Here is a 21,391-nt window from a genome sequence, read left to right as displayed (position 1 = left end):
CCGCGATCTGGCACAACTTCCAGACCGGCCAGGCGGTCAGCCGCTCACTGACCGCCTACGACCACTAACCGTGTTCGGAAAGACTCGTCTAGTGCCTGTCGGGTCGCCAGGGCATCGGGGGGCCCATGTGCCCCCCGAGCGCCCCTGAACTCACCACGTGCGCCCTCTTGTTGACCCGTCCTTTGCCTGCGACTCTGAGAGTCCCCCACTTGTGAACTTGTGAAGCATGGGACAGGTGTCCACCGGCGGGCACGAACTGGATGGGCCCGCAGCCCTGAGCCCGTGCATCCCCAGGGAGGTGGCTCCGCCCCATGTTGGTCCGCGACGCCATGAGCACGGTGGTCCTCACCATCGGCCCCGCACACACTCTCCGCCAGGCAGCAGCCCTGATGTCCGCCCGCCGGGTGGGCGCCGCCGTGGTCCTCGACCCGGACGCCGGCGGCCTCGGCATCCTCACCGAACGCGACATCCTCAATTGCGTCGGACTGGGCCAGAGTCCCGACACCGAGCGGGCCCAGGCCCACACCACCACGGACGTCGTGTTCGCCGCGCCGTCCTGGACACTCGAAGAGGCCGCACACGCCATGACCCACGGCGGGTTCCGTCATCTGATCGTCCTCGACGACCACGAGCCCGTCGGTGTGGTCTCGGTCCGCGACATCATCCGCTGCTGGACACCGGCCCGGCAGCGGGTCCGGGCCGCGACCCGCTAGTGCTGTCCCGGGACACCATCAGAAGGACCGCCCGTCGGCCGCGGACACGCGAACGGGCCGGAACCCCACAGGAGTTCCGGCCCGTTCCCGCCGGCAGGCGGTCCAGCCCGGGTCAGCCGCGCAGAGCCTGGACTGCGGCCTCCAGTCGCTTGCCGAAGTCTCCGTCGGCCTGACGGAAGTTGTTGATCGCGCGCTCGGCGATGTCGTCGCGCGAGACCTTCGAGATGAAGCCCGCCAGGTTGGCGATCAGGCGCTCCCTCTCGCCCTCCGACATAAGACGGTAGAGGTTGCCCGCCTGGACGAAGTCGTTGTCCTCGGCGTGGGCCGGCGCCTCGTGGTTGCCGGTGCCGCCCGCGAAGTCCGAGGTCGACTGCCACAGCGGCTTGTCCGTCTGGAACGGGCCGCCGAAGCTGTTCGGCTCGTAGTTCTTCGCACCCTTGTGACGGCCGTCGTACAGGAAGCCGTCACGGGAGTTGGTGCGCGCCTCGGTGGCGTGCGGGCGGTTCACCGGCAGGTGGTCGGCGTTGATGCCGACGCGGTAGCGGTGCGCGTCGCCGTACGCGAAGAGGCGTCCCTGGAGCATCTTGTCAGGGGACGGACCGATGCCCGGTACGAAGTGGGCGGGACTGAAGATCGACTGCTCGACCTCGGCGAAGATGTTCTCCGGGTTGCGGTTGAGTTCCAGCTTGCCGATCTCGATCGGCGGGTAGTCCTCGTGCGGCCACACCTTGGTGAGGTCGAACGGGTTGAAGCGGTAGGTGGCCGCCTCAGCCGCCGGCATGATCTGCACCTGGACGGTCCAGGTCGGGAACTCGCCGCGCTCGATGGCCTCGCGCAGATCGCGCTGGTGGGAGTCGGGGTCCTCACCGGCGACCTTGTTGGCCTCCTCCTGGGTGAGGTTCTTGATGCCCTGGTCGGTCTTGAAGTGATACTTGACCCAGAAGACCTCGCCGGCCTCGTTGTTCCACTGGTAGGTGTGGGATCCGTAGCCGTTCATGTGGCGGTACGAGGCCGGGATGCCACGATCGCCGAACAGCCAGGTCACCTGGTGGGTGGACTCCGGCGACAGACCCCAGAAGTCCCAGACGTTGTCCGCCTCCTGCGAACCCGTGTACGGGTCACGCTTCTGAGTGTGGATGAAGTCGGGAAACTTGATGGCGTCCTTGACGAAGAACACCGGGGTGTTGTTGCCGACGAGGTCGTAGTTGCCCTCTTCGGTGTAGAACTTCAGCGCGAAGCCACGGGGGTCACGGACGGCGTCCGCGGCACCGAGGTTTCCGGCGACGGTCGAGAAGCGCAGGAACGTCTCGGTCTGCTTGCCGACCTCGGAGAGGAACTTGGCCCGCGTGTACCGGGAGACATCGGCGGTGACCGTGAAGGTGCCATAGGCGCCCGCACCACGGGCGTGCACGACGCGCTCGGGAATGCGCTCGCGGTTGAAGTGGGCGAGCTTCTCGAGCAGGAGCTGGTCCTGGACGAGAACCGGGCCGCCGACGCCCGCAGTCTCGCTGTTCTGGTTGTCGGCAACCGGAGCACCGGCCTCCGTCGTGAGCGGTCCCTGCGTCACGTGCGCCTCCTTCGTCATTTCTGACCAACCCTGTCCCTGGGCCAAAGCCGAATCTCGATCCTACAATGGACAATGTCTAAGTCAAGCTGCGCTCCAAAACAACATCCGTTCGGGACCTGGTCCCCTTGCTGTTAGGCTGGTCTGTATGAGTGACCTGTTGCTGCGGCTGCGCGGACGCGGCTGGCGGATGACCGCACAGCGGCGAGTAGTGGCCGAGGTCCTCGACGGTGAGCACGTCCATCTGACGGCCGACGAGGTGCATGCCCGAGCCGTCGCCAAGCTGCCCGAGATCTCCCGGGCGACCGTCTACAACACGCTGGGCGAGCTGGTCTCGCTCGGCGAGGTGCTCGAAGTGAGCACCGACAAGCGCGCCAAGCGGTACGACCCGAACGCGCACCGGCCGCATCACCACCTGGTGTGCGCCCGCTGCGGCGCCATCCGCGACGTACACCCGACGGGTAATCCGCTGGCCGACCTCCCCGACTCGGAGCGCTTCGGCTTCACGGTCTCGGACGTCGAGGTGACGTACCGCGGCACGTGCCCGAGCTGCTCCGCTGCGTGATCGCACCCCTCCGGCCCCGGCGTCACCGAGAGGCCGGGGCTCTTTGCTGCGTACGGCAGCTCCTTGACGATTGACTACGCCCTGTTCAAGCGAGCTGTGGGGCACCAGCGCCGAAAAACGACTCAGGGCCGGAACCCTTTCGGATTCCGGCCCCAGGCCTTCAGTAGCGGGGACAGGATTTGAACCTGCGACCTCTGGGTTATGAGCCCAGCGAGCTACCGAGCTGCTCCACCCCGCGTCGTTGAATGGAACATTACGTCAATGACGCGGACGGAGGCAAATCGCTTCCCTCACGCCGACAACTCCTGCCGCAGCGCATCACGCAGCCGCGCCGCACGCTGGGCCACCTCGGCGGGCCCGAGCGACACCGCCCGGTCCGCCCACCGCTGCCCCTCCACCAGCTCTCCCTGGCGCGCGTAGACGAGGGCAAGCCGCAGGGCGGCCCGGCCGTGGCCCGCGTCCGCCGCTCGCGTCCACCACAGCGCGGCCTCCGGCGCACTGCCCTCCCGTGCGAGCAGCAGCCCCAGGTTGAACGCGCCGTTCCGCGACCCGGCCTCCGCCGCCTGCCGGTACCACCGCGCCGCCTCCACGACATCGCCCCGCGCGGCGGCCAGCATCCCGACCCGTACCTGCGCCCGCCGGTGCCCCTGCGACGCCGCCCGCTCGTACCACTCCTCACACTCGTTCTTCTCGTGCGACGGCTCACCCAGCTCGTGCGCGGGCCGCGGTGGCCGACGCGCGTCCAGCAGCATGGCCAGCCGGTAGGCGGCCTCCGCGCTGCCGCCGCCCGCCGCACAGCGCAGATGCCGCTCGGCCATCCGTTCGTCCCCCTCCCTCAGCCGAGCGATCCCGACCTGGAGCGCCGCCTCGGTGTGCCCGGCCGCCGCCGCCCGCTCGTACCACCCCAGCGCCGCTTTGTCCTCGCCACGTCCGGCGTACAGGATCCCGAGGTTGAACGCGGCGTCCACGCTTCCCGCCTCGGCGGCCTTGGAGAACCACGGTTCGGCGCCGGTCGCGTCCCCGCCCCGCAGCAGCAGGATCGCGAGCGCGTTCGCGGCCTCGCGGTGCCCGGCGTAGGCCGCTCGTCGGTACCACTGCTCGGCCTGCGTGATCCGGCTCTGCTCGGCGCAGAGCAGCCCGAGGTTGTACGCGCCGTTGACGTCGCCTGCGTCCATCGCCGCCCGGTACCACCGCTCGGCCGTCTGCGTCTCGCCGCGCTCGGCATGCAGCGCGCCCAGCGCGTTCGCAGCGTTGCCGTCCCCTTCCTGGGCGGCCCGCAGCCACCAGACGGCGGCGTTCTCCGTGTCCCCCGCATCCCGCAGCAGGAAACCGAGCGCACAGGCGGCCCGGATCTCCCCGTCCTTGGCGCTGGTCAGATACCAGCGTCCGGCTTCCTTGAGGTCGCCCCGCCGCTCCAAGATCGCACCGAGGTGCAGCGCCGCCCGCTGGTGTCCGCGCGCCGCGGCCTGCCGGTACCACTGTTCGGCCTCGTCGTGCACGGGCGGCTCGGCACCGTGGTCACCGCCGGACCTCCGCTCACGCGGGGCCTTGCGGTCGAGCGCCCGCGCCAGTCGGTAGGCGGCCTCGCGGTGCCCGCGCTCGGCGGCGGCCCGCATCCACCGCTCGGCGCCGTCATCGCCGCGGTGCTCCAGCAGATCGGCGAGCGCGTACGCGCCGAGGGTGTGTCCCTGCTCGGCGGACTGGCGCAGCCAGTACTCGGCGGCCGGCTCGTCCCCGCGCTCACGGTGGTGACGTCCGAGCGCGTGTGCGGCCGCGGCGGATCCGGCGACGGCGGCGATCCGCCACCAACCGGCGGCTTCCTCGGCATATCCGCGCTGGTGCAGGAGAACACCCAGGTTGTTGGCGGCGGCGCGGTCGCCCGCGGCGGTGGCGGCGCGCAGCTGGGGCTCGGCTCCGTCGAGATCGCCACGACGCAGCAGCATGGCCCCGAGGACGCTCATCGCCTCGACGTCACCGGCTTCGGCGGCGAGCCGCCGACGCACCTCCTCGACGGCCTCGCCCGCCTCGTCGCTCTCGACGGCCTCGCCCGCCTCGTCGCTCTCGACGGCCTCGCCGGTCTCGTCCCGCTCGGCGGGCTGCACAAATCGCCCTGTCCCGTACAGAGTTGCCTTGTCCCCCATAACGTCCATCGTCGCACCACCTGCAACCTGGGTACACCTGGTATACCGCAGCCATTGAGGTCACTTCAGCGTTTTGTCGACATGCCCACAGAGAGACAAGTCAAACACAGAACGGCCAACTCGACCCGTATGGAGCGGCACTTCAGGCGACGCACCAGGTCAGGTCGTACGCCTCGTCGTGTCGCACACACGTCGAGGGCCCGGATCCATGATCAGGATCCGGGCCCTCGACATCAGTAGCGGGGACAGGATTTGAACCTGCGACCTCTGGGTTATGAGCCCAGCGAGCTACCGAGCTGCTCCACCCCGCGCCGTTGTGTGACAACCGTATCACGACGCGGGGTGGGCTCCTTGATCAGCCGCTGCTAGGGCTGGGGCTGCCGCTCGGGCTGGCGGACGAGCCACCGCTGCCCTTGCCGCTGTCGCTGCCACCGGGCTTGCCAGCCTCGGACTGCGCCTCCTCGGCCCGCTTCAGCGCGCTCTCAAGGTCCTTCTGGGCCTTGTCGTACGCCGTGAAGTCGGCCTTCTTGAGAGCCTCCTGGCCCGCTTCGAAGGCCTTCTGGGCGTCGCTCAGCGCCTGTCGGAGCGTCGGACTACCCGATGCCGGCGGCGGGTTGCCGGTACCCGTCTTCGGCGGCGGGGCCGAAGCCTCCGCCCCGAAGACCTTGTTGAGCGCCTGGTCGAGCGTGTCCTCGAACGCGGTGTTACCGCCGTAGGTCACCAGAACCTTGCGCAGCAACGGCAGCTTGAGCTGGCCACCGCGTACGTACACGGGCTCGACGTACAGCAGTCCACCGTCGAGCGGGACGGTGAGCAGGTTTCCGTACTCGACCTGTGAGTCGCCGCCCTTCAGCAGCCTGATCGACTCGGCGATGCTCTGTTCGGAGTTGAACTGGCTCTGGACCTGCTTCGGCCCGTCGACCGTTCTGCTGGTCGGCAGTTTCAGAATTCTGATCTTGCCGTAGTCGCTGGTACCCGCCTCGGCGTTGACCGACATGAAGGCGCCCAGGTTGTCGCGGCCGTTCGGAGTGAACGTCGTCGTCAGGGAGAACGCCTGCTCCTGCTGGTCGGGCATCTTCATGCTCAGGTAGTACGGCGGTACCGCGTTGCCCGTGTCGTTCGTCGGGTCGTCCGGCACCTGCCACACCTCGCTGCCGCTCAGGAACGTCTGCGCGTCCTTGACGTGGTAGCGGGTCAGCAGCTCGCGCTGCACCTTGAACAGGTCCTGCGGGTAGCGCAGATGGGCCATCAGCGACGTCGAGATGTCGCTCCTGGGCTCCACTGTGCCGGGGAACGCCTTCATCCAGGTCTTCAGGACCGGGTCCTGGGTGTCCCACTGGTAGAGCTTGACGTCACCGCTGTACGCGTCGACGGTCGCCTTCACCGAGTTGCGGATGTAGTTGACCTGGTTCTGCTGCGCCACCACCGCGCGCTGGGTGTTGCCCACGGTCAGCGAGTCGGCCGTCGTGTCGCCAAGAGTCGTGCGTGAGGCGTACGGATACCCGTTGGTCGTCGTGTAGGCGTCGACGATCCACTGTATGCGGCCGTCCACGACCGCCGGGTAGGCGTCGCCGTCGATGGTCAGCCACGGCGCGACCGCCTCGACGCGCTCCTTGGGCGTGCGGTTGTACAGGATCCGCGAGCCGTCGCCGATGGCGCCGGAGTAGAGGATCTGCGGCTCGCTGAACGCCACCGCGTACGCGGCCCGGTTGATCGGGTTGGAGAGGCTGACCCCGCTCTTGCCCTGGTAGCTGGTGGTCTTCTCGCCGTTGTCGTCGGGGTAGTCGATCTCCTTCTGGGGACCGCCGACGATCGAGTACGTGTTGGTCTTCTCGCCGTAGTAGACCCGCTGTTCGTAGGTGGGCAGGTCACCACTGGTGGGCAGGTTGGACTCGGTGAAGACCGGCTGTCCGTTCCCGCCGGCGTCGGTGCCCTTGGCGGCGACCATGCCGAAGCCGTGTGTGTAGCGGAAGTGGTCGTTGATCCAGTTCCGCTTGGAGGCGGGGATACCCGAGAGGTTCAGCTCGCGCAGGCCGACGACCGTGTCCTGGTCCTTGCCGTCCTTGCTGTAGCGGTCGACGTCCAGGTTGGTCGGGAAGGCGTAGTAGTTCTTCATCTGCTGGAGCTGCGTGAACGTCGGGGAGACGATGTTCGGGTCCAGCAGACGGATGCTCGCCGTGGCGTCGGCCACATCGCGCAGCTTGGTCCTGTCCTTGCCGTCGCTCTTGCCCGAGTACTCGGTGACCTGGGCGTCGTTGATGCCGTAGGCCTCGCGGGTCGCCTTGAGGTTCTTCTCGACGTACGGCGCTTCCTTGGCCTGCTCGTTCGGCTGGACCTGGAACTTCTGGACGAGCGCCGGGTACAGCCCGCCGATGAGGATCGCGGAGAGCACCATCAGGCCGAAGCCGATGACGGGCAGCTGCCAGGTGCGCCGCCACAGGGTCGCGAAGAAGAGCAGTGCGCAGATGACCGCGATGCAGAACAGGATCGTCTTGGCCGGCAGGTAGGCGTTGGCGTCGACGTACCTGAGGCCCGCCCAGTCGCCGGTCGCCTTGAAGTCGCTGGACTTGACCGCGAGGCCGTACCGGTCGAGCCAGTAGGCCACCGCCTTCAGGGCGACGAAGACACCCAGCAGCACGGACAGGTGCCCGGTCGCGGCGGCCGTGGCGCGCGACCCCGGGGAGGTGATCCTGAGGCCGCCGTACAGGTAGTGGGTGAGCGCGGCGGCGATCAGCGACAGCACTGTGGCGGCGAAGCCGAAGCCGAGCAGGAAGCGGTACCAGGGCAGGTCGAAGGCGTAGAAGGAAACGTCCAGGTGGAACTGGGGGTCCTTCTGGTGGAAGGGCACGCCGTTCAGCCAGAGCAGCCAGGTACGCCATTGGCCTGCCGCGGACGCGCCCGAGATCAGGCCCATCAGGGCGGTGACCCCGAGCAGCAGCCACTTCTTGTAGGGCGCGATCCCCATCCGGTAGCGGTCGAGGCTCTGCTGCTCCGTGGACATGGCGCTCAGCGGCGGGCGCATTCGGTGCGCGAGCCAGATATTGAGGCCGACCGCGGCCGCCATGAGCAGGCCGAAGACGAAGAAGAGTCCGGTCTTGGTCCACAGCGTGGTGGTGAAGACGGACGAGTACCTCACCGACCGGTACCAGAGCCAGTCCGTCCAGAAGCCGGCGAACATGATGAACGCCATGCCGAGGACGGCGAGGACCCCCAGTGTCATGAGCAGGGTCCGGGCTCGCCGGGACGGGCGGCCCACTCTGATCCGTGGCCCCGTCGGGCCTCCGCCGCGGTCCGGCATCTGGAAAGCCAAGGTGCGCACCTCGAAGTTCGCTGTTGAATACGTCAGGCCCCCGTGAACGCGGACCGTGGACGAGGCTCCACGATCGTGGAGCCTCACCTATGCAACTTACTGGCGCTTTACTCGGTTCCCGTTTCCGGGGGAGAACGAGGCAGGATTGTGACCATGTCCAACACTCCCATGGCAGCGAGCCCACTCACCCGGGCCGTACTCGAGATCGACGAGTACGTCTCCGGCCTCGGCTGGGACCAGCCCGCTCGCCTCTTCGCCCTCGTAGACACCGCGCGGCTGCGCACCCAGGAACCCTTGCTCGCGGCCCAGCTCGGCCTGGAGGACGAGTCCGAGACCACCGGTCTCACCCCGATCGAACAAGAGGAGATCCCTGCCGACAGGCCGCTGGACGAGTTCCTCGGCACCATCGCCTGGCCCGACGCGGTGGCCGGCTGCGCGCTCACGGTGGAGCGGCTGATGCTGCCGCCGTCAGCGGAGTCCGCGGTCCCCCAGGGGCTGAGCGGGAAGAAGCTGGCGAAGTGGGTCGGCGAGCACCCGGACCGCCAGGAGGTGCGCATGACAGTGGCGGTCCTGCGGGACGGCACGCGCGAGTCGGCGCTGCGGCTGCGCGAGAAGGACTCGTCGACGGAGGTACTGACGGGCCCGGACCTGGTACCGGGCCTTGCGGAGGCACTGTCGGCCACGTTCGCCGACTAGTGCCACGGCAGGCGACGTTCAGGGCCGGGCGGGTACGCGGCTGAGGGCGCCCGGGGACTCCGGGCGCCCATCATGTGCAGGCGCTGCCGTCAGCCCTTGGTGGTGCACTTCGGCAGGTCGGCGGTGTTCCCGGTGCGGATGTCCTTGAGGGCGTCCAGGGCGTCCTCGATGGTGTTGACCTTGACGAGCGTCAGCCCCTTGGGGGTGTTCTTCGCGGCGGCCGCACAGTTGTCCTTGGGCGTCAGGAAGTACTGAGCGTGCTCGCGGCGCGCACCGATGGTCTTCATCTCGACGCCGCCGATCGGACCCACCCGGCCGTTGTCGTCGATGGTGCCGGTGCCGGCCACGATCTTGCCGCCGTTGAGGTAGCCCGGGGTGAGCTTGTCGATGATGGCGAGTGCGAACATCAGACCGGCGCTGGGGCCGCCGACGTCGGACACCGAGATGTCGATGGTGAAGGGGAACGTGTGGCCGGTCCCGGCGGAGATCCCGACGATGGCCCGCTCCTGGCCGCTGTCCTGGGACTTCGCCGTGGTGATCGTCACATTCCTGGTCGCGGTGGCCGTCTTGTGCGCCTTGTCGGCGGCGGCCTGCTCCTTCGCGGGGACGATCGTGAACACGACGTCCTGCCCGGGCTTGTGCTTGGTCACCAGCTTGGAGACGTCGCCGGGCGCCTTCACAGCGGTCCCGTCAACGGCCTTGATGACGTCTTCGGCGTGCAGCTTGCCCTCTGCGGGCGCCCCCTTGACAACGGTGGAGACGATCACCCTGGACGTCACCGGGATGTTCAGCTGCTTCAGCGCGGCGACCTTGGCGCTCTCCTGGGACTGGCTGAACTCCTCGGCATTCTCCTGGCTGGACTGCTCCTCGGTCTTGCCGTCCGGATAGAGCGTGTCGTGCGGCACGACCAATGTGTCATGTGCAAGCCATCCGTATATGGCCTGGGCGAGCCACGGATTGAAGTCCGCTCGGGTGACCTGGACGGTGGTCATGTTCAGATTGCCGCTGGTCTCGTAGGTCTTGTGCCCCGAGATCTTCACCGCACCCAAGGTGTTCGGTGCCGGGCCCGGGGACAGCTCCGAGTACGGCACCTTGATGAACATTCCCGCGCACAGGAGCACGATCAGCATCAGGGTGGAGGCGAGCATCGTCGCGGTGCGGCGTGGCATGGAACGACAGTACGGGACTGTCCTGTCAGCGCACCTCCGGGGCCGCTCGTACGAGAGAGCGACCCCAGGAGCGCGGAGGCCTTCAGCCGCCCGAGTGGGACTTCTCCATGGCCTCGCGGAACCGCGCGTACCCGGCCAGCTCGGAGCCGTCACCCAAGGCCGTGCGGTTGCGACTGACCCAACCGCCCCACAGTCCGGCTCCGATCGCGGCCAAAAGCGGAATCAGCAACCAGGCGAGCGCCGCCATGCCGACCTCCCAAACCCACGAGCGTCCGCAGCTGACTGATCAGCAGATTAATCATCCGCACTGACAACGCTCACGGCAGGGGTGCGGTTACGCAAGCGGAGGCCCGTCGGGGGCTCGATTAACCCTATGAGAGGTATGAGAAGCACACGCGGGGTCAGTGGAGAACGGCGGGATCAGCAGGCCCCCACCCACTCCTCCGTCCCGTCGGAGAACCTCTGGTGCTTCCAGATGGGCACCTCGTGCTTGAGGTCGTCGATCAGCTTCCGGCAGGCGTCGAAGGCCTCGCCGCGGTGGGGGCACGACACGGCGACGACGACGGCGAGATCGCCGACGCGCAGGTCCCCCACACGGTGCACGGCCGCGAGCGCCCGGACCGGATACTCGGCGACGACCTTCTCGGCGACGCGCCGCATCTCGGCCTCGGCACTGGGATGGCACGCGTACCCGAGCTCGTCGACGTCGGCCCCGCCGTCGTGATTCCGCACGGTCCCGACGAACAGCGCGGTCCCGCCGGCGGCGTCGTCCCCGACGGCCCGGATGACCTCGTCGACGGAGAGCGGGGTGTCGCGGATCGCGAGCAGCTTGATGGGCTCGTCCGCCGCCTGCTCACCAGGGTGATCACTGTGGGGTGCCATGCCCCCATCGTGCCGTACGCCGCTGACACCGAGAAAGGGACGCCTGCCCCGACACGCGCGCGTGCGGTGCGGAGCCTTCTTCGTACGCTCTTGCGACAGGCCCCTCGGATCCGCAGCCCCAGGGTGACGGCTCCTTCTGAACCCACGCGCTCGCGCCCCAGGCCCACATCCGCACGCCGCCCCTGGCCGTTCAGAGGCGCCGTCGGGCCTTCCGCGCCCGGCGCACCACCGCCGCCGCGCCGAGCAGTGCGACCGTCGCGCCGGCCGCGCCCGCCGCCGTCGCGTCCTTGCGTCCAAGGCGCCGACCCGCCACGGTGTGCCGCCCGGCCACCTCCTCCAGCAGTTCCGCGAGGACCTCCTCGTTCGTCCACTGCGGCCGCCACCCCGCGTCGTGCAGTCGGCTCCCGCTGACCACCCAGGGGTACATCGTGTACGCCAGGTCCCCGGCCGGCGAGGGCGTGAGCCCGATCCGGTGCAGCCGGGCCGCCGCGCCCAGGGCGACCGCGGACGGCAGTTCCATCCGCCGGATACCGCTCAGCTCCTCGACCTCCTCCTGCTCCAGCCACCCGTCGCACCCGACGGTCAGTTCCCCGTCCACCTTCTCCAGTGCGGCGTACTCCAGGGCACTGCACAGATCCTCGACGTGGCAGAACTGCCAGGCCGGTCGCGAACCGGCCACCACCAGCAGCCGCGGCGACTCGAAATACCTGGTCAGCGCCGTGTCCGTGCCGCCGACAAGCACCGCCGGCCGTACGACGGTGACGTTGAGCCCCGGATGGGCCCGCGGCGCCCGCCGCGCGAGCCGCTCGATCTCCAGCAGGTCCCCGACCCCGGTCGCCTCCGCCGTCGCCCGCAGTTCGGCGTCCTCGGAGAGCGGCAGTTCGTTGTCCGGCAGCGCCCCGTAGACCATCGCGGACGTGCACAGCACCACCCGGTGCACCCCGGCCGCCGCGGCGGCGGTCAGCACGGTCTGCGTCCCCCGGACGTTGTACGCCGTGCGCGCCGCCGCATCCGTCTCCAGGTCGAGGTCGAGCGCCAGGTGCACCACGACATCCGCGCCCCGCAGCTTCTCCGCGATCGCTGGATCCCGCACGTCCAGGATGTGCCACTGTGCCGCCGCGCACTCCCCGCGCCGCTCGTCGATGGCGATGACCTGCTTGATCTCGTCGCACGCGGCGAGCCGCTCGGTGAGCAGCGCACCGATGCCGGTCGCGGCGCCGGTGACCGCGACGACGGGCCCACGGACGGTGGAGGACTCGCCGACGCGCAGCGTCGCCGCCCGGGGGCGATCGTCGGCCGACGGACGGGCTGATTGGTTTCGCGCTGCGCGAACCTGCGGATCTGGGGAACTCACCAGGCGACTCCAGCGGTTGTCTTCAGTACGGACGCGAAGCGCGCGTGTGTACCAGGTGGCATCCATCCTGCCGCAGGCCAGGAGTAGGCGAAGCACCCAGGCTTGATCGGGACGAGGTGTCTACGCTGGTGGTGTTGTCGGGCAGCCAGCCGCCGGAAAGAACCGGTGGCCTTACCAGCCGAGGAATCCCGTGAGTAACACCCCATTCGGATTCGGCCTTCCGCCGGAGGAGCCGGAGAACGGCGACGAGGGCAAGAAGAAGGACCAGCAGGACGGCGGTGGTCAGGGACCGGCCAACCCGTTCGGTTTCGGGTTGCCCGGAGCCGGCGGCGCCGGCGCCGACAACCCGCTCGCCGCGATGTTCGGTTCCCTGAACCCCACTGATCTGGGCGCGGCCTTCCAGCAGCTTGGCCAGATGCTCTCGTACGAGGGCGGCCCGGTGAACTGGGACATGGCCAAGCAGATCGCCCGCCAGACGGTCTCCCAGGGCACCGCGGACGGCACGAAGGACGCGAGCGTCAGCCCGGGTGAGCGCTCGGCGGTCGAGGAGGCCGTCCGCCTCGCCGACCTGTGGCTCGACGGCGTGACGTCGCTGCCGTCCGGCGCCGGCTCCGCCGTGGCCTGGAGCCGCGCGGAGTGGGTCGAGGCGACCCTGCCCGTGTGGAAGGAACTCGTCGACCCGGTCGCCGAACGCGTCGGCGCGGCCATGGGCGATGTCCTGCCGGAAGAGATGCAGGCCATGGCGGGCCCGCTGATCGGCATGATGCGCTCCATGGGCGGCGCCATGTTCGGTACGCAGATCGGGCAGGCCGTCGGCGTGCTCGCCGGCGAGGTCGTCGGTTCGACCGACATCGGCCTGCCGCTCGGCCCGGCCGGTAAGGCCGCACTGCTGCCGCTGAACATCGAGGCGTTCGGCAAGGACCTCGGTGTACCCGAGGACGAGGTGCGGCTCTACCTCGCGCTGCGCGAGGCCGCCCACCAGCGCCTGTTCGCGCATGTGCCGTGGCTGCGCTCGCACCTGTTCGGCGCGGTCGAGGGCTACGCGCGCGGCATCAAGGTCGACACGGCGAAGCTGGAGGACGTGGTCGGCCAGTTCGATCCGCAGAACCCGGAGGAGCTGCAGCAGGCACTCCAGCAGGGCATGTTCCAGCCGGAGGAGACGCCCGAGCAGAAGACGGCCCTGGCCCGGCTGGAAACGGCACTGGCACTCGTCGAGGGCTGGGTGGACGCGGTGGTGCATGCCGCCGCGAAGCCGCGCCTGGCGTCCGCGGACGCGCTGCGCGAGACCCTGCGCCGCCGCCGTGCCACGGGCGGTCCGGCCGAGCAGACGTTCGCGACCCTGATCGGCCTGCAGCTGCGCCCGCGCCGTCTGCGGGACGCCGCGCGCCTGTGGGCATCGCTCACGGACGCACGCGGTATGGACGGCCGGGACGGACTGTGGGCCCACCCGGACATGCTGCCGACGGCATCCGACCTGGACGATCCGGACGGCTTCGTGCACCGCGAACAGCTGGACTTCTCCGAGCTGGACAAGATGCTCGGCGAGGCGGCGGGCGGCGGCTCCGCCCAGAAGCCGGACCTGGAGAAGGGCGACGGCTCCGACACCGAGCGCAAGGACGACGACGCCGAGTGAGCCTCCACGACGACGCGGTCCTCGTACTGAAGGGCTACGAGGGCCAGCACGAGCTGCGGCAGGTCTACCTGGACCACTTGGCGGCGTATCCGGACGGTATGTGGAAGGCCTGCGGGGACGGGCACATCACGGCGAGCGCCCTGGTGATCGACCCCGAGCGCGGCCGGGTTCTGCTGACCCTCCACAAGAAGCTGCGGATGTGGCTGCAGACGGGCGGCCACTGCGAGCCGGTCGACGAGACGCTGGCCGCGGCCGCTCTGCGCGAGGCGACGGAGGAGTCGGGCATCAAGGGAATGACCCTGCTGCCCGGCGGTCCGGTGCGCCTGGACCGCCATCCCACGCCGTGCGCCTGGCACCTCGACGTCCAGTACGCGGCGCTCGCCCCTGCCGAAGCCGTCGAGGCGATCAGCGACGAGTCCCTGGACCTGCGCTGGTTCGCGTACGACGAGGTCGCGGACGTGGCGGACGCCTCAGTCGTACGACTGCTGGAAGCGACACGCGCCAGGCTCTGAGGGCATGAGCAGTGAGGTGTAGGGGGTGACCGCCTGTGCGGTCACCCCCTACCTGCGCTCAGCTCCAGACGTTGCCCTGGTTCTGCCCCCGCGCGCCCTGCTGGCCCATGCCGTACTGGGCGCGCAGCCCCTGCCCGACCATCGCGTTCTGCGGCGGCAGCAGCTCGCTCGGCTGGACGAGCGCGTACCCACTACCCAGGAAGCTGAGTTCCCAGCCCTCCCCAGTGCTGCCACGGCGTCGCCACACCCCGGAGGAATGCGTCTGGGCCTGCATCTGAACGCGCAGGCCGGTGGACCAGGCGACGATCGCATCGGCGTCGCAGTTGACGTACTTGTCCGGCGTGACCTGCATCAGCAGGGGCGCGCCGGACGTCATCAGCGCGACCTTGCCGTGGCCGGTGATGTTGAGCTGGTACTTACCGGAGCCGGAGATGCCGTACAGGCTGTCCACGGCGATGACCTCGTGATGCAGCGAGGAGTCCATCGCCAGGACGTAGCTGCTGTCGACGGTGAGTCCCTCCGGCTCGACGTCCATGACATGCACATACTGGGCGAGGTTCGCGAGGTAGACGGTGCCCTGCCCGTGACAGCGCATCAGGTCCAGGCCCTCGCCCGTGTACGCACGCGCGCTTTGCTGGCTGTTGCCCTGGTACTCGGCGTCGAACTCGATGAGCCCCTGGTAGGCGACCATGGTGCCCTTGCGCGCCAGGATGTCGTCGTGGCCCTCCAGCAGAACGCGCAGCAACTGCGCGCTCTGCACGCTGTAACGCTCCTGGGTCTGCTGCTCGTTGTAGGCGAAAAGCGTGCTCTGCATGGTGTGCGGTTCCCCTCAGCCCCGGATCCGGAGGCGGTCGGTGCTGTCCTCGCTGGGCTGGACGACCACGATGCCCTGCCCGGAGAACGCCATCTGGTACGCCTCCCCGCTGCCGCGCCCGATGAGCGACTGCGCCTTGAAGCTGCGCTTGCCCCTCACCTTCAGGTCCGGGGACCAGGCGACGAGGGCGTCCGGGTCGACGTACGTCTCGTCCTCGCCACTGCCGCAGTCGACGACGATCGGCTCGCCCCGAGAGGTCAAAGCGACCCAGCCCTGACCGGAGATCCTGGTGTTCCACAGGCCCTGCCCGGTGAACTTGGCGAGGCCCTTGACGCGTTCGACACCCCACTGCAGGTGCGCGTCCAGGGCGAGCAGGTTCGTCGCGTTGACGGAGATCGCGTCCCCGCCCAGGTTGATGACGACGACGTTCGCCCCGTAGTCGGCCAGGTAGAGCAGACCGTCACCGGAGCACTTCATGAGGGGCGCGCCTTCACCGGTGATCCAGTCACGAGCGATCTGGCGCACGGCGGGCGGGTTGGGCTCGTACTGGATGAACCCTTCGTAGGCGACCATGGAACCCACGCGCGCGAAAAGGTCGTTCCCGGTCTGCATGGCCACCTTCAGCATGTGACTGCCGTGGTTCTCCATGCGGGCGGTGACGGGTGCGGGGGCGAAGCCCGCGGGCGGCTGGTTCATGACGGGCTCCCTCAGATCTCGTAGGGCTGGACGACGACGAAACTTCCGGGCGCGGCCCGGAACTGCAGGTTGACGCTCTCCCCGGTGTCTCCGGCGTACGCGTTGCGGCGCATCCGCACCTGGCTGGAGACGATCACCTGGGCGGCGGCGGACCAGGCGACGACGGCGTTGCAGTCGGCGAATGTCGTCGGGGTGACGGGCAGCACCACGGGCGCGCCGTGGGTCTTCACGACGATCGTGCCGGTCCCCTGGAACTGCATGGTGAACAGCGCGCCCCCGGGGATGCCGTGCCCCTCGATGCGCCGGACCTCGTACTGGAGGGACTCGTCGAAGGCGAGGACACTCTGCGCTGAGACGCAGATCGCGTCTCCCTGGAGTTCGATCGGGTGCAGATGGGTGGCGTCCTCGGCGAGGAACACCTGCCCCTGGCCCGTACAGCGCATCAACTGCATCTCCTGGCCGGTCGCGTTGCCCACGATCCGCCCGGCGATACCCGCGCCTTTGTAGCCGAAGTCGACCTTGCCCTGGTAGAGCACCATGCTGCCCTGCCGGGCCAGCACGGGCTGGCCACCGATGCCGAGGTCGACGCGGACGAGCTTCTTGTTCTGCTGCGTCCACCGCTGCCCGGTGGGCGTCTCCTTGAAGACCTGCAGCGCGGCGGCCAGACCGGTACCGCCCTGCGGGGCGCCCTGGGGGGCGCCGTACGGGGAGGGGGCCTGGCCCGGGTGTTGGCCGTACGGGGCCGGCTGCCCGTAACCGGGCGGCATCGGGGCCGACGGCTGCCCGCCGTATCCGGGGGGCGGGACGGGTGGCGGGACAGGGGGCGGAACGTGCGGGGCGGGGCCCGGCGGTGGCACCGTCCCGCCCGGCGGGACGGTCAGGGGCGCGATGATGGTGGGCGCGGCGTGCACAGACATCGCGGGCGCCGGCGTGTGGGGTGTGGCGCCCGGGTGCGGGACGGGCTGCGGCTGCTGCGGGACCGGAGCGGGCTGCGGGACTGGCTCGGCCGGGGCGGCAAACGCAGGCAGAGCGGCGGCCTGGGCGGGTGGGGCGAATCCCGGGGCGGCGGCCTGCGACTGTTGCGGAGCGGGCACCTCCTCCTCGAGGACCTCGCCACCGAAGTTCTTCAGCAGCGCCTCGAGCCCGCCGTCGAAGCCCTGGCCGACCGCGGCGAACCGCCAGACGTCCTTCAGGTAGAAGTCACCCAGCATGACGGCACGTTCGGTGGTGAACTCCGAGCCGCTGAACGGGTAACGGGCCACTTCCTCGCCACCCGCCACGATGCGCAGGTATCCAGGACCGATCTGCGACATCTGCCCGGCGCCGTCGAGCGTCGCGGTGAACGACAGCTTCCGGATCTGTGGCGGGATCTTGGTGAGCGTGACTCGGAAGGACTCCGTGTCGCCCGCCTGCGGACCGAGCAGCTGAATGGCTTCCTCAGGCGTCTTCGGCTGGTTGAAGAAGACGAAGTACCGGTCGTCCGAGAGCCGTTCGTCGGTGTCCAGGCCGAAGCAGCTGATGTCGAAGGTCAATCCGGGCGCGGAGATCTGCACGCCTACGTACAGGTCCGTACCCGCGGTGAGGTCACTGATCCTGGCCTTGTGGCCGCGCTGGAATTCCCTGACCATGCGTAACGACCGTCCCCCATCCCGAATGCGAGTGCGTCGCGCCAGGCTAACGGCAAAATTCCGAAGAGGACGGAACCGGTACGGACCCGGTACACAACCGCCCCTTCGAAGCTCCGGTGGCGTCGGCCCGGTGCGCGGTGGGCGCCGGTGTGAGCGGTTACGCCTGCTCGGCACGCGGGAGGTCAGGTGCCCGGCTGTCGCCTCTAGTCGGCCCGTGACGACGGCTGGTGGGGCAGCCGACCGGCCGCGACCACCCCTTCGAGGTAGCCACGGGCCCGCTCCGTGCGTGGATACGCCTCCAACAGCCGCCAGAAGCGCGGCCCGTGCCCCGGTACGAGCAGATGCGCGAGCTCATGCAGAAGGACGTAGTCGACGACGTACTCGGGCATGCCCTGCAACCGGTGCGACAGACGGATGCTGCCCTCGGACGGGGTGCACGAGCCCCAGCGTGTGTTCTGGTTGGTGACCCAGCGGACCGAGGCGGGCCGCGCACGCCCGCCGAAGTACTGTGCCGACAGCCGCTCGGCCCGCTCGGCCAGCTCGGCGTCGCCGATGGACCGCTTGCTCTCCTGGGCGGCCAGCTTGTCGAGCATGACCGTCACCCAGCGCTGCTCCTCCGCCTCGGACATCCGGGCGGGGATGAGTACGACGGTGCGATCGCCCTCGCGGTACGCGGAGACCGTTCTGCGGCGTCGCGTGCTCCTGCGCACCTCGATGGGGCTCACCTGCGAGCCGCTCGGCGGCTGACTCGTCGTGCTGCGCTGCGGCTTTCCGGCGTGGTGCAGTGGGTCGGGCGGCACGCCCCGACGTTACCCGCTGCGCGCGGGAGAAGTCCCGTCTCGGGGACGGTTCCGTACCGATCGGCACCCTGGGCGCTTGACTCGTACGACGAATCCCCGAACCTGTGGACAACTTTCGGCACACACCCGACCGTCCCGGCATGCTGGCAAACGTCGACGGATCGGAACGTCCGCCGACGAACGGGGACATACTCTGTAACAACGGGAGCCGGTCATGCATCCGATGATGAAGTCCGCGCTGCGGCGCGGATGGCGGGATCTGAACACCGTGCAGTTCGGTATGGCACCCGCGCACGCGATGGTGCTGGGCCCTGTGGACACGGCGACCGGCAGCTTCCTCGCGCTGCTCGACGGCACCCGTGGGCTGCCGTTGCTGCGCGAGGAGGCCCGAGGCATGGGACTGCCCGACGGCCACGTCGACGCACTGGTGGAAAACCTGTCCGGCTCGGGCCTGTTGGACGACGCGACGGGCGGCGGCCCCCAGGCCGACGCCCTCCGTGCCAAAGCGGCCGTCCTGGACCGCCTCCGCCCCGACCTCGCGTCGCTGTCCCTGATCGCCCGCGCGCCGGGCGAGCCCGCCCGGCGCCTGGCCGCCCGCCGCTCCCTTCGGGTCCAGGTTCGGGGCGCGGGCCGTGTGGGGGCCGTCCTCGCCTCGCTGCTGGCGGGCGCGGGCATCGGCGACGTCGATGTCCGCGACACGGGCCGCGTCGAGCCGTGGGACGTGGCACCGGGCGGTCTGCCGGCCGACTCGATCGGCGAGCGCAGGGAGGATGCGGCCCGCCGCGCGGTGCGAGCGGCCGCACCAGACCGGCCACCCCGTCGAGTGCGCGCCTCGCGACGCTCTCCCCACGACGACGCCGGCCCCGGTTACTCCCTGGTGATCCTCGCCCCGCGCGACGGCCTGCACGTCCACGCCCCCGACCCCCTGGCCGCCGAGCCGCTGATCGCCTCCGGTACACCTCATCTGTACGCCGGTGTCGTGGAGGGCACGGGAGTCGTGGGCCCGTTCGTCCTGCCAGGCGACACAGGCTGCGCGGGCTGCCTCGACCGGGGACGCGCCGACCAGGACGAGACCTGGGCGCGGCTGGTCGCCCAGTGGCGCTCCGGAGGCCCGCGGCCGCTCCAGGCGTGCGATCTCGCCCTGGCGACCGCCGTAGCGGGAGTCGCCGCCGGGCATGCGCTCGCCTTCCTCGACGGCGAGGCGCCCTCCAGCGCGGGTGCACGCTGGGAGGCATCCGTGCCCCAGCTCCACTGGCACGCGCGACCGGTGTGGGCTCATCCCGCATGCGGGTGCGGAGCAGCGGAGAAAGGTAAGGAAGAACACACGTCAGCGAACGGGGGCCCGCACGAGACAATGGCAGAGCAACGGCCGCCGAGGAACCTGTTTGGCAGGGCACACGCGGCCCGGCTGTCTGGGACTTGGAGGGCGCATGTCTGATCTTCCTCGGAAGGCGGTCACCCGAACCGTCAAGCTCGCCGCGCTCCCGCTCGGCTTCGCCGGGCGGGCGACCTGGGGACTCGGCAAACGAATCGTCGGCGAGCCCGCGGAGATCGTCGGCCGCGAACTCCAACAGCGCACGGCGGAGCAGCTCTTCAAGGTGCTCGGCGAGCTCAAGGGCGGTGCGATGAAGTTCGGGCAGGCCCTGTCCGTCTTCGAATCGGCGCTCCCCGAAGAGGTCGCCGGACCGTACCGCGCCGCGCTGACGAAGCTTCAGGAGGCGGCCCCTCCGATGCCGACGCGCACCGTGCACGCCGTGCTGGAGGAGCACCTCGGCGCGGACTGGCGGGAGAAGTTCCTCGAATTCGAGGACAAGCCATCGGCAGCCGCCTCGATTGGCCAGGTGCACCGAGCTGTGTGGCACGACGGCCGTGAGGTGGCGGTCAAGGTGCAGTACCCGGGCGCAGGCGAGGCGCTGCTCTCCGACCTGAGCCAACTCAGTCGTTTCGCCCGTCTACTGGGCCCCCTGATCCCGGGCATGGACATCAAGCCGCTGATCGCGGAGCTGCGCGACCGGGTCTCCGAGGAGCTGGACTACGGCCTGGAGGCACAGGCTCAACAGGTACACGCGGAAGAGTTCGCGAACGACCCGGACGTGATGGTGCCGGCGGTGGTGCACCAGTGCGAGCAGATCCTGGTGACCGAGTGGATCGACGGCATACCGCTGTCGGAGGTCATCGCCGACGGTTCCCCGGAACAGCGGGACCGCGCCGGCCAGCTACTGGCCCGTTTCCTCTTCTCGGGCCCGGCCCGCACGGGCCTCCTGCACGCAGACCCGCACCCGGGCAACTTCCGTCTCCTGCCCGGCCCCGACGGTACGGCCGGGAAGGACAGCTGGCGCCTGGGCGTCCTGGACTTCGGCACGGTCGACCGTCTGCCCGGCGGTCTGCCGACCCCGATCGGCCACTCCTTGCGGATGACCCTGGAGGGCGACGCCCGGTCTGTCTACGAGCTCCTCTGCACGGAGGGCTTCGTCAAGGAATCAGTCGAACTCGACCCCGACGCGGTCCTCGACTATCTCCTCCCGATCATCGAACCTGCCCAGGCTGACGAGTTCACCTTCACTCGTGGCTGGATGCGCAGCCAGGCGGCACGTATCGCCGACCCGCGCTCCCCCGCATACCAGCTGGGCAAGCGGCTGAACCTGCCCCCGGCGTACCTCCTCATACATCGCGTGACCCTGAGCACGATCGGCGTGCTGTGCCAGTTGGGCGCCACGGTCCGCCTGCGCGACGAACTGGAGGAGTGGCTGCCGGGCTTCCTGCCGGAGGAAGAGGAACCGGCGGCGGAAGCCTGAGCGGCCTACCACCGGACCGAATCCTGCCGGTTCGGGTCGTCCGGGTCGTCCAGGACACGGCGTCCGGTGGCGGCGGCAAGGCGGGGCATGAGTGCGGGGGCCGGTCCGTGCGGACACTG

Annotated in this window: 18 protein-coding genes and 2 tRNA genes; 7 read left to right on the top strand and 13 right to left on the bottom strand. The window is 69.6% G+C overall.

The genetic code is table 11. The features are described from left to right. Window positions 1–311 precede the first annotated feature (311 nt). Window positions 312–713, top strand: coding sequence for a CBS domain-containing protein (locus ACWDEX_RS33725; RefSeq protein ID WP_450468275.1), 402 nt, complete (start codon window positions 312–314; stop codon window positions 711–713). Between the two features lie 112 nt (window positions 714–825). Here ACWDEX_RS33725 and ACWDEX_RS33720 read toward each other — a convergent pair whose 3' ends face one another. Further along, window positions 826–2,298, bottom strand: a complete 1,473-nt coding sequence (locus ACWDEX_RS33720) for a catalase (protein WP_450468274.1) — start codon at window positions 2,296–2,298, stop codon at window positions 826–828. A 127-nt stretch (window positions 2,299–2,425) separates the two neighbouring features. Here ACWDEX_RS33720 and ACWDEX_RS33715 point away from each other — a divergent pair, with 127 nt between their 5' ends. Continuing rightward, a complete protein-coding gene (locus ACWDEX_RS33715) occupies window positions 2,426–2,842 on the top strand; it encodes a Fur family transcriptional regulator (protein ID WP_450468273.1) in 417 nt (138 codons plus the stop codon). A gap of 164 nt (window positions 2,843–3,006) precedes the next feature. Here the strand turns inward: ACWDEX_RS33715 and ACWDEX_RS33710 are convergent. The 4 genes from ACWDEX_RS33710 to ACWDEX_RS33695 all read right to left on the bottom strand — a co-directional run bounded on the left by ACWDEX_RS33710 (window position 3,007) and on the right by ACWDEX_RS33695 (window position 8,281). Beyond that, window positions 3,007–3,080, bottom strand: a tRNA-Met gene (locus ACWDEX_RS33710). A gap of 52 nt (window positions 3,081–3,132) precedes the next feature. Further along, the gene (locus ACWDEX_RS33705) at window positions 3,133–4,992 is read right to left on the bottom strand and encodes a tetratricopeptide repeat protein (protein WP_450468272.1); all 1,860 of its coding nucleotides are present in this window, start codon (window positions 4,990–4,992) and stop codon (window positions 3,133–3,135) included. A gap of 228 nt (window positions 4,993–5,220) precedes the next feature. After that, window positions 5,221–5,294: transfer RNA gene (locus ACWDEX_RS33700), tRNA-Met, on the bottom strand. A gap of 44 nt (window positions 5,295–5,338) precedes the next feature. Next, the gene (locus tag ACWDEX_RS33695) at window positions 5,339–8,281 is read right to left on the bottom strand and encodes a UPF0182 family membrane protein (RefSeq protein ID WP_450468277.1); all 2,943 of its coding nucleotides are present in this window, start codon (window positions 8,279–8,281) and stop codon (window positions 5,339–5,341) included. 165 nt (window positions 8,282–8,446) lie between these two features. Here ACWDEX_RS33695 and ACWDEX_RS33690 point away from each other — a divergent pair, with 165 nt between their 5' ends. Next, window positions 8,447–8,989 (top strand): PPA1309 family protein, encoded by a 543-nt coding sequence (locus ACWDEX_RS33690; protein WP_450468271.1) that lies wholly within the window; start codon window positions 8,447–8,449, stop codon window positions 8,987–8,989. Between the two features lie 89 nt (window positions 8,990–9,078). Here ACWDEX_RS33690 and ACWDEX_RS33685 read toward each other — a convergent pair whose 3' ends face one another. The 4 genes from ACWDEX_RS33685 to ACWDEX_RS33670 form a co-directional block, all read right to left on the bottom strand. After that, complete coding sequence (locus tag ACWDEX_RS33685) at window positions 9,079–10,158, bottom strand: YlbL family protein (protein WP_450468270.1); 1,080 nt, start codon at window positions 10,156–10,158, stop codon at window positions 9,079–9,081. A gap of 82 nt (window positions 10,159–10,240) precedes the next feature. Then, window positions 10,241–10,405, bottom strand: a complete 165-nt coding sequence (locus tag ACWDEX_RS33680; protein ID WP_450468269.1) for a hypothetical protein — start codon at window positions 10,403–10,405, stop codon at window positions 10,241–10,243. Between the two features lie 173 nt (window positions 10,406–10,578). Beyond that, on the bottom strand, window positions 10,579–11,040 hold the full coding sequence (locus tag ACWDEX_RS33675) for a molybdenum cofactor biosynthesis protein MoaE (RefSeq protein WP_450468268.1): 462 nt from the start codon (window positions 11,038–11,040) through the stop codon (window positions 10,579–10,581). Between the two features lie 190 nt (window positions 11,041–11,230). Further along, window positions 11,231–12,394: an SDR family oxidoreductase gene (locus tag ACWDEX_RS33670; RefSeq protein WP_450468267.1), complete on the bottom strand. Its 1,164-nt coding sequence runs from the start codon at window positions 12,392–12,394 to the stop codon at window positions 11,231–11,233. A 190-nt stretch (window positions 12,395–12,584) separates the two neighbouring features. On the opposite strand from ACWDEX_RS33670, the gene ACWDEX_RS33665 reads away from it, so the two are divergent. Next, window positions 12,585–14,027 (top strand): zinc-dependent metalloprotease, encoded by a 1,443-nt coding sequence (locus tag ACWDEX_RS33665; RefSeq protein ID WP_450468266.1) that lies wholly within the window; start codon window positions 12,585–12,587, stop codon window positions 14,025–14,027. Further along, complete coding sequence (locus ACWDEX_RS33660; protein ID WP_450468265.1) at window positions 14,024–14,539, top strand: NUDIX hydrolase; 516 nt, start codon at window positions 14,024–14,026, stop codon at window positions 14,537–14,539. The genes ACWDEX_RS33665 and ACWDEX_RS33660 overlap by 4 nt, the downstream gene beginning before the upstream one ends. A gap of 58 nt (window positions 14,540–14,597) precedes the next feature. Here the strand turns inward: ACWDEX_RS33660 and ACWDEX_RS33655 are convergent, their stop codons facing one another. The 4 genes from ACWDEX_RS33655 to ACWDEX_RS33640 all read right to left on the bottom strand — a co-directional run bounded on the left by ACWDEX_RS33655 (window position 14,598) and on the right by ACWDEX_RS33640 (window position 18,477). Beyond that, window positions 14,598–15,353, bottom strand: coding sequence for an AIM24 family protein (locus tag ACWDEX_RS33655; RefSeq protein ID WP_450468264.1), 756 nt, complete (start codon window positions 15,351–15,353; stop codon window positions 14,598–14,600). Window positions 15,354–15,368: 15 nt separating this feature from the next. Further along, a complete protein-coding gene (locus ACWDEX_RS33650) occupies window positions 15,369–16,049 on the bottom strand; it encodes an AIM24 family protein (protein ID WP_450468263.1) in 681 nt (226 codons plus the stop codon). 11 nt (window positions 16,050–16,060) lie between these two features. Further along, the gene (locus ACWDEX_RS33645; RefSeq protein ID WP_450468262.1) at window positions 16,061–17,677 is read right to left on the bottom strand and encodes a TerD family protein; all 1,617 of its coding nucleotides are present in this window, start codon (window positions 17,675–17,677) and stop codon (window positions 16,061–16,063) included. Between the two features lie 203 nt (window positions 17,678–17,880). Next, window positions 17,881–18,477, bottom strand: a complete 597-nt coding sequence (locus ACWDEX_RS33640) for a M48 metallopeptidase family protein (protein WP_450468261.1) — start codon at window positions 18,475–18,477, stop codon at window positions 17,881–17,883. A 214-nt stretch (window positions 18,478–18,691) separates the two neighbouring features. Here ACWDEX_RS33640 and ACWDEX_RS33635 point away from each other — a divergent pair, with 214 nt between their 5' ends. Both ACWDEX_RS33635 and ACWDEX_RS33630 read left to right on the top strand, forming a co-directional pair. Then, window positions 18,692–19,915: a TOMM precursor leader peptide-binding protein gene (locus tag ACWDEX_RS33635; protein ID WP_450468260.1), complete on the top strand. Its 1,224-nt coding sequence runs from the start codon at window positions 18,692–18,694 to the stop codon at window positions 19,913–19,915. Further along, window positions 19,908–21,272: an ABC1 kinase family protein gene (locus ACWDEX_RS33630; protein WP_450468259.1), complete on the top strand. Its 1,365-nt coding sequence runs from the start codon at window positions 19,908–19,910 to the stop codon at window positions 21,270–21,272. The genes ACWDEX_RS33635 and ACWDEX_RS33630 overlap by 8 nt, the downstream gene beginning before the upstream one ends. Window positions 21,273–21,391: the final 119 nt, after the last annotated feature.

This window comes from Streptomyces sp. NPDC001020 (genome assembly GCF_053599115.1).
The sequence above is the reverse complement of the archived record's forward strand: the minus strand, read 5'-3'. Positions and strand labels throughout refer to the sequence as shown.

What these genes read in the sequence shown, in the direction of transcription:
- ACWDEX_RS33725 (WP_450468275.1), top strand. Translation starts at nt 312, where the DNA reads ATGTTGGTCCGCGACGCCATGAGCACGGTGGTCCTCACCATCGGCCCC.
- ACWDEX_RS33720 (WP_450468274.1), bottom strand. Translation starts at nt 2,298, where the DNA reads ATGACGAAGGAGGCGCACGTGACGCAGGGACCGCTCACGACGGAGGCC.
- ACWDEX_RS33715 (WP_450468273.1), top strand. Translation starts at nt 2,426, where the DNA reads ATGAGTGACCTGTTGCTGCGGCTGCGCGGACGCGGCTGGCGGATGACC.
- ACWDEX_RS33705 (WP_450468272.1), bottom strand. Translation starts at nt 4,992, where the DNA reads ATGGACGTTATGGGGGACAAGGCAACTCTGTACGGGACAGGGCGATTT.
- ACWDEX_RS33695 (WP_450468277.1), bottom strand. Translation starts at nt 8,281, where the DNA reads ATGCCGGACCGCGGCGGAGGCCCGACGGGGCCACGGATCAGAGTGGGC.
- ACWDEX_RS33690 (WP_450468271.1), top strand. Translation starts at nt 8,447, where the DNA reads ATGTCCAACACTCCCATGGCAGCGAGCCCACTCACCCGGGCCGTACTC.
- ACWDEX_RS33685 (WP_450468270.1), bottom strand. Translation starts at nt 10,158, where the DNA reads ATGCCACGCCGCACCGCGACGATGCTCGCCTCCACCCTGATGCTGATC.
- ACWDEX_RS33680 (WP_450468269.1), bottom strand. Translation starts at nt 10,405, where the DNA reads ATGGCGGCGCTCGCCTGGTTGCTGATTCCGCTTTTGGCCGCGATCGGA.
- ACWDEX_RS33675 (WP_450468268.1), bottom strand. Translation starts at nt 11,040, where the DNA reads ATGGCACCCCACAGTGATCACCCTGGTGAGCAGGCGGCGGACGAGCCC.
- ACWDEX_RS33655 (WP_450468264.1), bottom strand. Translation starts at nt 15,353, where the DNA reads ATGCAGAGCACGCTTTTCGCCTACAACGAGCAGCAGACCCAGGAGCGT.
- ACWDEX_RS33650 (WP_450468263.1), bottom strand. Translation starts at nt 16,049, where the DNA reads ATGAACCAGCCGCCCGCGGGCTTCGCCCCCGCACCCGTCACCGCCCGC.
- ACWDEX_RS33645 (WP_450468262.1), bottom strand. Translation starts at nt 17,677, where the DNA reads ATGGTCAGGGAATTCCAGCGCGGCCACAAGGCCAGGATCAGTGACCTC.
- ACWDEX_RS33635 (WP_450468260.1), top strand. Translation starts at nt 18,692, where the DNA reads ATGCATCCGATGATGAAGTCCGCGCTGCGGCGCGGATGGCGGGATCTG.
- ACWDEX_RS33630 (WP_450468259.1), top strand. Translation starts at nt 19,908, where the DNA reads ATGTCTGATCTTCCTCGGAAGGCGGTCACCCGAACCGTCAAGCTCGCC.